Origin of the sequence: Flavobacterium coralii (assembly GCF_019891545.1) — a bacterium.
Taxonomy (GTDB): Bacteria; Bacteroidota; Bacteroidia; order Flavobacteriales; family Flavobacteriaceae; genus Flavobacterium; species Flavobacterium coralii.
Window position 1 is genome coordinate 24,304 of the sequence record NZ_JAHDIU010000007.1, and the last position, 13,154, is coordinate 37,457.

13 protein-coding genes are annotated in these 13,154 nt (G+C 43.5%); 6 read left to right on the forward strand and 7 right to left on the reverse strand.

Translation table 11 applies throughout. The annotated features are described in order from the left end of the window. Positions 1-11: 11 nt before the first annotated feature. Positions 12-758, forward strand: coding sequence for a tetratricopeptide repeat protein (locus KJK34_RS10910; protein WP_223053918.1), 747 nt, complete (start codon positions 12-14; stop codon positions 756-758). 104 nt (positions 759-862) lie between these two features. On the opposite strand, the gene KJK34_RS10915 is transcribed toward KJK34_RS10910, so the two are convergent. Then, on the reverse strand, positions 863-1,435 hold the full coding sequence (locus KJK34_RS10915; RefSeq protein ID WP_223053919.1) for a CvpA family protein: 573 nt from the start codon (positions 1,433-1,435) through the stop codon (positions 863-865). A gap of 94 nt (positions 1,436-1,529) precedes the next feature. Here KJK34_RS10915 and KJK34_RS10920 point away from each other — a divergent pair, with 94 nt between their 5' ends. From KJK34_RS10920 to pheS, 3 genes are all read left to right on the forward strand, one after another. Next, a complete protein-coding gene (locus KJK34_RS10920; RefSeq protein ID WP_223053920.1) occupies positions 1,530-1,886 on the forward strand; it encodes a hypothetical protein in 357 nt (118 codons plus the stop codon). A 35-nt stretch (positions 1,887-1,921) separates the two neighbouring features. After that, positions 1,922-2,452 (forward strand): hypothetical protein, encoded by a 531-nt coding sequence (locus KJK34_RS10925; RefSeq protein ID WP_223053921.1) that lies wholly within the window; start codon positions 1,922-1,924, stop codon positions 2,450-2,452. 83 nt (positions 2,453-2,535) lie between these two features. Then, positions 2,536-3,555: a phenylalanine--tRNA ligase subunit alpha gene (gene pheS, locus KJK34_RS10930; RefSeq protein WP_223053922.1), complete on the forward strand. Its 1,020-nt coding sequence runs from the start codon at positions 2,536-2,538 to the stop codon at positions 3,553-3,555. A gap of 29 nt (positions 3,556-3,584) precedes the next feature. On the opposite strand, the gene KJK34_RS10935 is transcribed toward pheS, so the two are convergent. Then, positions 3,585-4,058 (reverse strand): copper resistance protein NlpE, encoded by a 474-nt coding sequence (locus KJK34_RS10935; RefSeq protein ID WP_223053923.1) that lies wholly within the window; start codon positions 4,056-4,058, stop codon positions 3,585-3,587. Positions 4,059-4,114: 56 nt separating this feature from the next. Here KJK34_RS10935 and KJK34_RS10940 point away from each other — a divergent pair, with 56 nt between their 5' ends. Together KJK34_RS10940 and KJK34_RS10945 are read left to right on the forward strand one after the other, a co-directional pair. Then, positions 4,115-4,522 carry a hypothetical protein gene (locus KJK34_RS10940; RefSeq protein WP_223053924.1) on the forward strand — a complete coding sequence of 136 codons (408 nt, stop codon included), beginning with the start codon at positions 4,115-4,117 and terminating at the stop codon, positions 4,520-4,522. 114 nt (positions 4,523-4,636) lie between these two features. Beyond that, a complete protein-coding gene (locus KJK34_RS10945) occupies positions 4,637-7,471 on the forward strand; it encodes a GH92 family glycosyl hydrolase (RefSeq protein WP_223053925.1) in 2,835 nt (944 codons plus the stop codon). A 51-nt stretch (positions 7,472-7,522) separates the two neighbouring features. On the opposite strand, the gene KJK34_RS10950 is transcribed toward KJK34_RS10945, so the two are convergent. The 5 genes from KJK34_RS10950 to KJK34_RS10970 all read right to left on the reverse strand — a co-directional run bounded on the left by KJK34_RS10950 (position 7,523) and on the right by KJK34_RS10970 (position 13,071). Beyond that, the gene (locus KJK34_RS10950) at positions 7,523-8,182 is read right to left on the reverse strand and encodes a 3-oxoacid CoA-transferase subunit B (protein ID WP_223053926.1); all 660 of its coding nucleotides are present in this window, start codon (positions 8,180-8,182) and stop codon (positions 7,523-7,525) included. Position 8,183: 1 nt separating this feature from the next. Beyond that, entirely contained in the window at positions 8,184-8,885 is a 702-nt protein-coding gene (locus KJK34_RS10955; RefSeq protein ID WP_223053927.1) for a CoA transferase subunit A, read from the reverse strand. A 65-nt stretch (positions 8,886-8,950) separates the two neighbouring features. Next, positions 8,951-11,251 carry a penicillin-binding protein 1A gene (locus KJK34_RS10960; RefSeq protein WP_223053928.1) on the reverse strand — a complete coding sequence of 767 codons (2,301 nt, stop codon included), beginning with the start codon at positions 11,249-11,251 and terminating at the stop codon, positions 8,951-8,953. Positions 11,252-11,255: 4 nt separating this feature from the next. Continuing rightward, the gene (locus KJK34_RS10965; protein ID WP_223053929.1) at positions 11,256-11,744 is read right to left on the reverse strand and encodes a gliding motility lipoprotein GldH; all 489 of its coding nucleotides are present in this window, start codon (positions 11,742-11,744) and stop codon (positions 11,256-11,258) included. Next, positions 11,728-13,071, reverse strand: a complete 1,344-nt coding sequence (locus tag KJK34_RS10970; RefSeq protein WP_223053930.1) for a PSP1 domain-containing protein — start codon at positions 13,069-13,071, stop codon at positions 11,728-11,730. Before KJK34_RS10970 ends, KJK34_RS10965 begins: the two co-directional genes overlap by 17 nt. Positions 13,072-13,154: the final 83 nt, after the last annotated feature.

Below are 13,154 nucleotides of genomic sequence, written 5' to 3' on the forward strand. Positions count from 1 at the left end.
GTTACCCAAGAATGAAGAAACTGATATATATACTTGCACTATTTATTACCCTGCACGGCTGGGCGCAGCAGGCATTTGAAAAAGGCAACGAGCTATACCGCCAGGGTAAATATAAAGAAGCAGCCGAAAGTTATGAAAGCATATTAAAAAACGGACAGGAGTCGGCTGAGGTCTATTTTAACCTTGGCAATGCTTACTATAAAATGAATAAGGTAGCACCTGCTATTTACAATTACGAAAAGTCGTTACTATTAAAGCCGAATGACAAAGACACTAAAATAAACCTGGACTACGCCCGCAAAATGACCATTGATAACATTGAGGCAGTGCCGCAGGTGGGCTTTAGTAAAATGCTGTATAATTTTACCGGCAGTTATCATTATGATACCTGGGCATGGGCAGCCATTGGAGGCTCTGTATTTTTCCTGCTGTTTTTTATAAGTTACTACTTTTCGGGCACTACGCTTTTAAAGAGGATTTTCTTTGTTGCCATGTTGGTTGCGCTGGTTGCAATAGTGGTATCGGTACTCTCGGCAGTTTTTGTAAAATCGGAAAGCAATAAAGAACGCCCGGCAATAGTATTTGATGAGGTGGTGTCGGTAAAGAGCGAACCTAATGATACCGCAACCGATGCTTTCATACTGCACGAAGGCACAAAGGTTTTTGTAGAAGAAACGTTAGGCAATTACAAGAAAATTAAACTTGAAGACGACAGCGAAGGCTGGATAATTAAAGATGCTATCCGAGAAATTAAATAATAAATCGATTTGGAAATATGAAGATTAAGATTCCTCGGCAAGCTCGGAATGGAAAACAGTTAGTACATTTTCAAATCTTCAGATTAATCAATTCTCAAATTGTATCAAACTGACCTGTCAAGTCCTTCAATGGGTTTCTCGTCTGTCGACCTTTCTTCGGTGTCAGGCTCTGCTGCGGCATCTTTAAAGTCGGCAACCCATTCTTCCAATACCGGGTACAGGGTTCGAGAAACCTTTAGTACCGGGTAAAAGAAAACAGATTTTTGAAGGGTGGCTTCATCTGCAAGTGCATTGCTGCTGTTCATCTGTAGAAAAAAGTTGAGCAGCACACTTACTATCAGTGCCCATTTAATGAGCCCAAACAATCCGCCCAGCAACCTGTTGAGCCAGCCCATCATAACCAGTCCGGCCATTTTGGTAAACACACGTCCCATTACGGTTACCACTACCACAACGATAGCAAACGTGAGGATAAAGGCAGCTATTTTAATGTATTTGTCTTCCCAGCCAAAAACGCCGTTTAGCCAGTTGCCCATATAGCCCGAAAACTTTATAGCCGCATAAAGCCCAAGTGCCAGCGAGAGTAATGCGGCAAGCTCGGCAAAGAGGCCTTTCCACATACCGCGGATGAGTCCGTACAGCAGGGCAAGCCCGATAAATATGTCTATAACCGCCATAAGGCAAAGTTAACTTTCCCTGCCGATTATGCAAACCAAAAAGCAGGCGGCATTAAATGCAAACGCACTATCTTTGCGCTTATAAACATGATATATGTCGCGCGACGAACAACTGAAAGAACGCTGGGAACAGCTTGTAACAATATTATCTAACCGCTTTGCCGATGGCGAAACGCTTGACCTTGATGCTATTATTTACCTGATAGGGGTGCAGGAACTGGGTAAGTTTAACCGCAAGTTTAAGAAAGATGAAAAGGTGAACCTGATGCACATTGCTATTTGCCGCCTGCTGGAACCATATGGTTATTATGAATTTGACTATTTTGATGAAGACGGCTGGCCCCATTATACTGTAAAAGAGCAACTGCCTGCACTTAAAGCCGGCGAACAGTCAGTTTTAATGAAAGGCGCTATAGTGGATTATTTTATCGAGAAAGGGGTAATTGAGTAGTAATTATTTTATATTTACTATTGAAAAACTACTATATGCCTCATAAACATATTGTTTCTTCGGTGCTATTATTGCTTATCTGGTTATCTGTTTTTGGACAAAACAATTCGGCGGATAAACAAAAGGAAGTTTTTGCTGAAATAAGAAAAGACAGAATTGAAATTTTAATTGATACAATATCCTTTAAAAATTTTCTATCCAGAAACTTAAGTGAGGCGATAATTAAATCGTGTAGACTTAATAACGTTTGTCCGTTGAAATTTCAAAATATAGCCGTTAAAAAACAGGAATCGGAAGAGAATGGTCTTGATTTTTTTTATGTTACAGCTATAAGGAATGGCAGTATTCAGGTAGCAAGGCGATTGAAGCAAATTGGAAATAAGCTTTACTTGGCAGATGATATAAACAACGAATTATATCACGTGTTCGCCATATCTTGTGGTAGCCAGGATTGCAAGCTAAAAATAGTTTCGATTAATGGCAAACTTTCATGGATAGGTGTCGTGGGTGATAATTATAACAATCGGTGTATTGTTGACATAGTTACTACCGGAAGCAAATTTTAGCGGAGTTCATATGCTTTCTAAGTTTAATTAATGGCACAACATTTTTAAAATGCCTAAATTTGCATTCGCTTTACTGAATAACAATGATAGATAAGATTAAAGGGTATATAGCCGAAGCCGAAGCTTTCAGCACGCAGAGCAAAGAAGAACTGGAAGCATTCCGTATAAAATTCCTGGGTAAGAAAGGAATTGTAAATGATTTTCTTGCCGAATTTAAAAACGTGCCTAACGAGCAGAAGAAAGAATTCGGGCAGGTAATCAACGGCCTTAAAAATGCGGCGCAGGACAAGGTAAAAGACCTTACCGAAGCCATGGAAAGCAAGGAAGAGGCTAAAGGCATTTATGGCGACCTTACGCGCCCCGGCGAGCCTTTTACTATTGGCTCCCGCCACCCTATCTCTATCGTTAAGAACCAAATTATAGACATTTTCTCTAACATAGGCTTTAACGTAAGTGAAGGCCCTGAAATTGAAGATGACTGGCATAACTTTACCGCGCTTAACCTGCCGGAATACCATCCGGCACGCGATATGCAGGACACCTTTTTTATACAAACCAACCCTGATGTGCTGCTGCGCACGCATACCTCATCGGTACAGGTACGCTATATGGAAAATAACAAGCCGCCCATCCGTACCATATCTCCGGGAAGGGTGTTCCGTAATGAGGCTATCTCATCGCGCTCACACTGTATCTTCCACCAGATTGAAGGACTGTATATAGATAAAGATGTTTCGTTTGCCGACCTGAAGCAGACATTATTATATTTTACCAAAGAAATGTTCGGCAAGAGCAAGATACGCCTGCGCCCGAGTTATTTCCCCTTTACAGAACCAAGCGCCGAGGTAGATATTTACTGGGGGCTTAAAACTGAAACCGACTACCGCATTACAAAAGGTACCGGCTGGCTGGAAATTATGGGCTGCGGTATGGTTGACCCTAATGTTTTGAAGAACTGCGGCATAGACGATACCAAGTATAACGGTTTTGCATTTGGTATGGGCATAGAGCGTATTGCCATGCTGCTGTACCAGATAAGCGACATCCGTATGTTTTATGAAAACGATGTGCGTTTCTTAGAACAGTTTAAGGCTACGATATAATTCAATAGGCTCGTTTTTACGAGCCTTTTTTACTGAATCTTACGAAGCTGGTACCGCGCTTGTGGCGCACCCTGCTCTTCATTGCCAAACTTATCCAGCTTTTTTAGCATGTTCTCCATTACCCTGAATTTAAGGTGGTCACCCTCTGCATCAAGGGTAATAATTGTTCCTTCTTCATTCCATGTAAAGCTGCCTTTAATTTCTCTTGGTTCTTTTTCCTGCCCCAGTTGTTGCAGCCATAAAGCATAGGTATTGTCATTATGCAGTTCAATCACGTGCTTGTAACCATCGCATCCTTGCCAACAAGGTAGTACGCCGCTGTATTTACCGGGCCAGTCGAGGGCGTTTTCGCTGTTATGCATATTGGGCGCTTTATCGTTTTCCAGTCCGGATGCTTCTGCCGAAGGTGCAGGCTTGTTTTGCGCATCAGCGGCATTTTTGCCATCTTTGCAGGCTGTCAGCCCCAATAAGGCAAACAGGCATATTAATTGTAAATATTTCATCTGTAAAGTGTTTATAGTAAAGGTAAAACCTAACCCGTAAAAAGTATATTAAAGAAATGAAAAAAGATATTGTTATCCCGAAAGTAGAAAATGTATATGTAGCTGCGCTGCAGGAGTGGAATGACGATTTTATGGAAAACACCTGGTATGCCTACCTGGTTAATGACAGCGATGAAAAACTGGAAACCGCCATTGTGGTAAGCAACGCGAGCGGGCTGATTAACGGCGAAGAACGCAAAACAAGCACCATGCGCCACGCATTTACCGAAGTTCCTGCCAACACAGCCGTAAAGATTGAAATATTAGAGGAAAGCGTGCTGGAGCTTAACAACAACTTTATGGTAACCTTTTTTAAAGGAAATACACTATATGATAAAAACTTCAGCTTTACTGCGGGCAGCATCAGTACAGATAACCTTACCGAAGTCCCTGTAATTTACAAGGACGGCGTACTGGCTAAATAGAACCAGATGAGAGGCAGTGGCCGCGCAAAGCGTGCTACTTTAAACAAGAAACAGCATCTAAATTCGTTATCTTAGTACACTGCAAACAACATGCTGAACATAACAATACATGCAATGAAAAAACTGCTGTTGGCTATCGCACTGCTTACTGCCATAACTGCACCCGCTCAGGAATACCACAAATACGTTAACCCGTTTATCGGTACAGGTGGACACGGGCATACATTTCCCGGGGCTACAGTGCCACATGGGATGGTGCAGCTAAGCCCCGACACACGTATAGATGGCAGTTGGGACGGTTGCAGCGGCTATCATTATTCCGACAATATCATTTACGGGTTTTCGCATACCCACCTTAACGGCACAGGTGTATCAGACTATGGCGATATTATGCTGATGCCAACTATGGGCGAACCCAGCCTTGACAAAAAAGAGTATTCCTCAACCTTTTCTCATGACAATGAAACCGCGAGTGCGGGTTACTATAGCGTACTGCTTGATGATGATGCTATAAAAGCAGCGTTTACCGCAACACAGCGCGTTGGGCTTCACCAATATACCTTCAGCAAAAAAGGGCAGGCCAATATAGTACTCGACCTTAACCACCGCGACCACCTGCTGATGGGTGAAGTCCGCATCATTGATGCTAAAACCATTGAGGTACTTCGCCAAAGCGAGGCATGGGCGCGAAACCAGTATGTATATGCGCGAATAGAGTTCAGCAAGCCTATGAAGGTTACTGCCGTAAACAACAATGCTTTTGCCCCTGCCAAAACTACCGATACTTTTTTTGCCGGTTCGTTGCTCGCGCTAAGTTTTAGTACCGAGGTTAAAAAAGGTGAGAAGCTGCTTGTAAAAGTAGCGCTATCGCCCACAGGTTATGAGGGTGCAGCAAAGAATATGAAAGCCGAATTGCCAAAATGGAACTTTAAAAAAACCAAAAAAGCTGCCGAGAAACTTTGGAATGAAGAGCTTTCTAAAATAGAAGTGACCTCATCGGATAAAGATAAACTCGCCATCTTTTATACCGCGCTGTACCACACCATGATGCAGCCTAACATTGCTATGGACGTTGATGGTATGTACCGCGGACGCGATAATGAAATACACAAAGCCGAAGGTTTTGATTATTATACCGTATTCTCTCTGTGGGATACTTTTCGTGCCGCGCATCCGCTTTACACGCTTATAGATAAAAAGCGTACTGCCGATTATATTAATACTTTTATTAAGCAATATGAGCAGGGCGGCAGGCTGCCGGTTTGGGAACTGGCCAGCAATGAAACCGACTGCATGATTGGCTATCACTCTGTTTCTGTAATAGCCGATGCTATGGCAAAAGGCATTAAAGGGTTTGACTACCAAAAAGCGTATGAGGCGGCAAGGCACAGCGCCATGCAGGAGCATTTCGGGCTTAATGCCTATAAATACCAGGGTTTCATTAGTATTGACGATGAGCATGAAAGCGTATCTAAGACCCTTGAATATGCCTATGACGACTGGTGCATCGCGCAAATGGCGCAGATGTTGGGAGAAAATGATGATTACCTATTCTTTATGAAACGCTCTCAGTACTGGAAGAATATATTTGACCCCGAAGTTAAGCACATGCGCCCTAAAAAGAACGGCGGTTGGGACACACCGTTTGACCCTCGCGAAGTAAACAATAACTTTACTGAAGGCAATAGTTGGCAATACAGTTTTTTTGTGCCGCAGGATATAGAAGGAATGATTGAAGCCTATGGCGGTGCTGACGCCTTTGAAGCCAAGCTTGACGAAATGTTTAACGCTCCCAGCCAAACCACAGGACGCGAGCAGGCAGATGTTACAGGCCTTATAGGGCAGTATGCACACGGCAACGAGCCGAGCCACCACATGGCATACCTGTACTACTATGTAGATAAACCTGACAAAACAAAAGAGAAAGTACATTACATACTTGATAACTTTTATAAAAATTCGCCCGACGGGCTTATTGGTAATGAAGACTGCGGGCAGATGAGCGCGTGGTATGTGTTGAGCAGTATGGGGATTTATCCCGTTACGCCCGGTAAGAAGATCTGGACGCCTGTACAACCCTATTTTGAAAACACTGTTATCCATTTAGAAGATGGTACCACCAAAACTACAGGAAAAGTAATGCCTGTTGATAACTTGCGTTTCTTAAATTACACAGAAGAAGAGTACCGAGGCAGGCCGACATCGGTAATAGATTCATCAGCAACAGATATTGTTCCTGTGCCTGTAGTGCTTGCAGGTGGAAAAGCTTTTAAAGGCAGTATGCAGGTTGAAATGAAAGCTCCTTTTGGTGCTGACAAAATGTATTACATCATCAATACAGAAAGTAATGAACATGAAAGCCGTACCTTCGAAGAATATACCGGGCCATTTGAGGTAACCGAAAGCTGCCAGATTCGCGCATATGCAGAGAAAGGCAGGACTATAAGCCATGTGGTAACGGCAAACTTTGTTAAGAAGCCAAATGACTACACCGTGAGGCTACTGTCTGAATACAACCGTCAATACCATGCAGGCGGGGCTGATGGGCTTACAGACGGTATTTATGGCGACGGTAACTGGCGCAAGGGCGACTGGCAGGGCTACCAGGGGCAGGACTTTGAAGCGGTAATAGACCTTCAAAAACAAATGCCTGTAAGCAGTATAGCTGCCAACTTTTTACAGGACAGCCGTTCCTGGATACTTATGCCTGTAAAAGTGGAGTATTATACCAGTGATAATAACAAAGATTTTAAGCTTATTGGCAGTGTTGATAATACCATTCCGGCAGACGACTATAACACGCAAATAGAAAACTTCAGCATTACTGCCGATGGTATAAAAGCCCGCTACATAAAAATTAAAGCCTACAATTATGGCACGCTTCCTGACTGGCACCAAGGACATGGCGGTGAATCTTTTATCTTTATTGATGAAATTACCGTAGAATAACACAAAAGCCTGCTAATGATTAGCAGGCTTTTGTGTATATATAATGGTGCACTAATCTATAACCATTTCAGGGATATCGCCTTCTATAATAAGGTTTCCTTCGGTAGCCTTTTTTATATCTTCTACAGTTACACCAGGTGCACGCTCCAACAATTTAAAGCCTTCCGGTACAATTTCAAGTACCGCAAGCTCTGTTACTACTTTTTTTACGCAGCCAACACCTGTAAGCGGCAGTGTGCAGCGCTTCAGCAGCTTGCTTTCGCCTGCTTTGTTAACGTGCATCATTGCCACAATGATATTCTCGGCAGAAGCAACTAAATCCATAGCGCCACCCATACCTTTTACCATTTTACCCGGAATTTTCCAGTTGGCAATATCACCATTCTCTGCTACTTCCATAGCGCCAAGTATGGTAAGGTCAACCTTTTGGGCACGTATCATACCGAAGCTAAGCGCCGAATCAAAGAATGACGCGCCGGGCAATGTGGTAATGGTTTGCTTACCTGCGTTGATTATGTCGGCATCCTCCTCGCCTTCAAAAGGAAACGGACCCATGCCCAGAACACCATTCTCACTCTGGAATTCAACTGAAATATCGTCGCGTACATAATTTGCCACAAGGGTAGGAATACCAATCCCAAGGTTTACATAGTAACCGTCTTTTACTTCTTTTGCTATACGTTTTGCTATTTGCTCTTTTCCTATTGCCATACTAGTTGCGTTGTCTGGTTGTACGTTGTTCTATCCTTTTTTCATACTTTTCGCCTTTAAAAATACGCTGCACAAAAATGCCGGGTATGTGTATCTGGTTAGGGTCAAGCTCACCTGCCGGGACTAATTCTTCCACTTCGGCAATGGTGATTTTTGCAGCACCCGCCATACATGCATTAAAGTTACGCGCAGTACCCTTAAATATAAGGTTTCCTGCCTCGTCGCCCTTCCATGCCTTAACTATGGCAAAATCGGCTTTATAAGCTTCTTCCAGTATGTGCATCTTGCCGTTCCATTCGCGCGATTCTTTTCCTTCGGCTACTTCGGTACCATAACCTGCAGGGGTATAAAATGCGGGTATCCCAGCCTGTGCGGCGCGGCATTTTTCCGCAAGAGTTCCCTGTGGCGTAAGTTCCACTTCAAGCTCGCCGCTTAGCATCTGCCTTTCAAATTCGGCATTCTCGCCTACGTATGATGATATCATTTTTTTGATTTGCTTTTTTTGTAAAAGCAACCCAAGCCCAAAATCGTCAACTCCTGCATTGTTAGATATACAGGTAAGGTTAGTTACATTCTTCCTAACCAGTTCGGCTATGCTGTTTTCGGGAATACCGCAAAGCCCGAAACCGCCAAGCATAATGGTCATACCATCTTCTATACCTTTAAGCGCATCTTCAACGTTTTGTATTTTTTTATTAATCATACAATTAATTTTAATTTTAGCGTATAAATATATAAAAAAACGCCTTCTTTTGAAGGCGTTCACTATTAAAAGTTAAATTCATCTATTTCGAGTTCCACATCGGTGGTATCTTTCACGGCAGGCTTCCAGCAATCTACTTTAATAGAAAGATTATCAGGCCGCTCAAACGGTTTTTGAGACACATTCAGGTTGTCGTCCGCATAGCACTTTTTCATGAAGATACCCCATATCGGCAATGCCATGGTAGCGCCCTGCCCGTAGGTAAGGCTCTTAAAGTGTGCCGAACGGTCTTCGTTACCTACCCACACACCTGTTGCCAGGTTAGGCACCATACCCATAAACCAGCCGTCGCTTTGGTTTTGTGTTGTTCCTGTTTTACCGGCTATAGGGTTAGTAAGGGCATACGGATAACCCGTCATACGGTGATAGCCTGTACCACCGGCACCGCCCCATCTCAGCCTTCCGCCCGAACCTGTCTCGGTTACGCCTTCCAGTAGTTTAATCACAGCATAAGCCACATCTTTGCTCATTACCTCGCGTGTAACAGGAGCATTACGGAAAAGCTCTACTCCATTCTTATCTTCTATGCGTGTAATAACCATAGGCTTAATATACATTCCCTTATTGGCAAAGGTACTGTAGGCCGCCACCATTTCCCTTACGGTAATTTCGGCAGCGCCAAGCGCAATTGCAGGCTGCTCCGGTATGTTGGATGTTATACCCAGTTTCTTGGTAAGGTCAACCACTGCTTTAGGCCCAACCTGGTCTATAAGCTTGGCAGAAACGGTATTTATAGAATGTGCCAGTGCATATTTTAGCGTAACCGGGCCTTCAAACTTCCCGTTCGAGTTTTGCGGGTGCCAGTCGGCATCAATACCATACTTACCTTTAGGCATACTGAATGGTGAATCTATAATAGTATCACAAGGTGTATAGTGCAACTGCTCTATAGCGGTGGCATATACAAAAGGCTTAAAGGTAGAGCCTACCTGCCTTGCACCCTGCTCTACGTGGTCGTACTTAAAATGTTTGTGGTCTATACCGCCCACCCATGCCTTAACCTGTCCGGTTTCAGGATCCATACTCATAAGCCCCGCCTGAAGGAAGTGCTTGTAATAGCGTATAGAGTCTAATGGGGTCATTATAGTATCGCGTTCGCCTTTCCAGCTAAACACACGCATTTCTGTTTTTTTGTTGAATGATGCACGTATCTCGTCCTCACTCTTACCCGCTTCGCTCATTATTCTCCAGCGTTCGCTGTTTTTCATGGCACGGTCGAGTATCCGCTTGGTTTCATCTTCAGATATCCTTACAAATGGTGCGTTTTCATTTTTCTTCTGGCCTATGAAAAATTCTTCCTGAAGGTTTGCGAGGTGATCTTGTACCGCTTCTTCGGCATATTTTTGCATGCGCGAATCTAACGTAACATATATTTTAAGGCCGTCACGGTATATATCATATTCGCTTCCGTCTTCTTTAGGGTGTTCCTTAACCCATTTTTTCATGAAGTCGCGCAGGTATTCCCTAAAATAAGTAGCTATTCCTTCGTTATGGTTTTCAGGGTTAAAATCGAGCTTAATAGATTCTGTAACAAGTTTATTTTTTATTTCTGGTTTTAAAAACCCGTTCTTAACCATTTGTCCTAAGACAACATTACGCCTTGCAAAAGAAGCCTGCTCGTGCGATTGCGGATTTAATTGTGAAGGATTTTTAAGCATTCCTACAATAACAGCTGACTCTTCTACACTAAGATCTTTCGGCTCTTTACCAAAATAGGTTTTAGCTGCAGAGCGTATTCCTACTGCACTATGAACAAAATCTACCGTATTAAGATACATGGCAATGATTTCCTGCTTAGTATATTGCCTTTCCAGCCTTACCGCTATAACCCATTCTTTGCCTTTTTGTATAACACGCTCTAAAATATTCCTAGAACCTTCACCATGAAAAAGGTTTTTTGCAAGCTGTTGGGTAATGGTACTGGCACCACCGCTGCCACCAAGTGTAAACACCGCTCTTAGCGTACCGCGGGCATCAATACCACTATGGTCGTAAAAACGTTCATCTTCGGTTGCTACCAGTGCCTGCACAAGGTGCTGTGGCAAATCGGCATACTTAACCGGAGTACGGTTTTCAAGGTAAAATTTACCGATGGTAACCCCGTCAGAAGAAATAATCTCTGTTGCCACATTACTGTCGGGATTTTCCAACTGGTCAAACGTTGGCATATGCCCCAGGGCACCCCATGACGCCAGAAGGAAAAAAAGTATTACCGATAAAAAGCCGACAATGAATATTGTCCAGAACATTTTTATGTATTTAAAAAATGTATTGCCGGCAGTATTATTTGATTTATTTGTTGCCATTGTATTATTCTGTAGTCTCTATGCGAAATCCAACTTCCATAACTCCTTCAAGCTCCTGTACGCCCGGTACCTGGCCTGCTTCTCTTACCGCCTGCTGTATGTTTACCTTATACTTGCCCGGCGTGGGGAAACGCTGCTTTTCTTTATACCAGAGCTTGCTTTCTTTAATATCCGTCATTCCCTCTCCCAAAAGTGTGCCATCGGCTTCAGCCATCTGGTACTCCAGTGTGTCAACTTGGGTAACATCCGTTCCCGGCTCCTGCATTTCTACAATAAGGTACAGGTTACTGAACGGGTAATCATTATTATTCCTGATGTTGATAAACATGTTATACAGCTTTACGGTATCCTGCTGCTCAAACTCAAAAGATACTATGCTGTCTTTATTCCAGGTTCCGTCAAACTCCTTATATTCATCAAATACGCGCTTTTTATCACACGAGCAAAACAGCAGTAAAGCCGCAAATAAAAAAATGCTATGCCTTATTTTCATTCCCCGGATTTTGCTTTTTTGGATTGTTATTATTCTTATTCCTGAACTTTTTATTTTTACCGCCGCCCTGTGGCCTGCCGCCTTCTCTTGCCGGTTTTATAACATTGCTGTTATTGTTGTTATTATCCCTGTTCTGTTTTTCTCTTGCAGGCCTGTCTTCTTTATTACCCGGCTCTGCTGTAACGGAATGTTTCTTGTTTTTATTGCCCGGCTTTTTGCGGCGCTTGGGCTTATCAAAGCGCGTAAGGCTGTCCTGCCCCACGGCATTCTGGAAGTTCTTTTCAACCTCTTCTTCAGATGAGGCCACCTCAAGCACAAAGTCTTCTAACGAAGCTACTTTTTGCCTGTTCTTGTTAAGCTCTACAATCTCCTTAACCTGCTCGGCCGAGATCATGTGCCAGTGCGCAGTATCATTTGCATAGGCAAACCACATGTGCCCTTTAAAGATATCTACCTTTTGGCAGTAGGCATCGCCTTTCTCAGTATATAATTTTGTATCAAGATCCGGAAGGCCTTTAATAGCGTCAAGATAAGTATCAAGCTCATAATTAAGGCAGCATTTAAGCTTGCCGCACTGCCCTGCCAGTTTTTGCGGGTTTAGCGAAAGCTGCTGGTAGCGCGCCGCCGAAGTATTTACACTCCTGAAATCTGTCAGCCAGGTAGAGCAGCACAGTTCGCGCCCGCAGGAACCCACACCACCAAGGCGTGAAGCCTCCTGGCGGAAGCCCACCTGCTTCATTTCTATCCTGATGCCGAACTCGCGTGCGTAATCTTTAATAAGCTGTCGGAAATCGACCCTGTCATTTGCGGTATAATAAAACGTAGCCTTGCTGCCATCGCCCTGAAACTCAATATCCGATATTTTCATTTCAAGGTTAAGGCGTATGGCAAGCTCACGCGCTGTAACCTTCATCGGTTCTTCGCGCTCTCGTGCCTCGCGCCACACATCAATGTCCTTCTGGCTTGCTTTGCGGTACAGCTTGGGCACTTCGCCTTCAGGGTTAACCCCCTTCTTTTTCATCTGTATCTTAACCAGCTCGCCGGTTAAGCTTATAATACCGATATCGTGCCCCGGAGAAGCCTCTGTAGCTACAATATCGCCTATGCTTAACGTTAAATTCTCTGTATTGCGGAAAAACTCTTTACGTCCGTTCTTAAAACGCACCTCTACACAATCAAAAGGTGCCTGGCCCCCGGGCAGGCTCATGTTGCTCAGCCAGTCGAAAACCGAAAGCTTATTGCAACTGTCCGTTCCGCAGGTCCCGTTATTTTTACATCCTCTCGGTGTTCCGTCTTTAGAACCCGTAGAACAATTTGTACATGCCATAAATTTAAATATATATAGTGGTCGCGGCCATAGCCGCTACTCTGTTGTCATAATCGTTTAAGTGGGTAAAGATAGTATTTTTT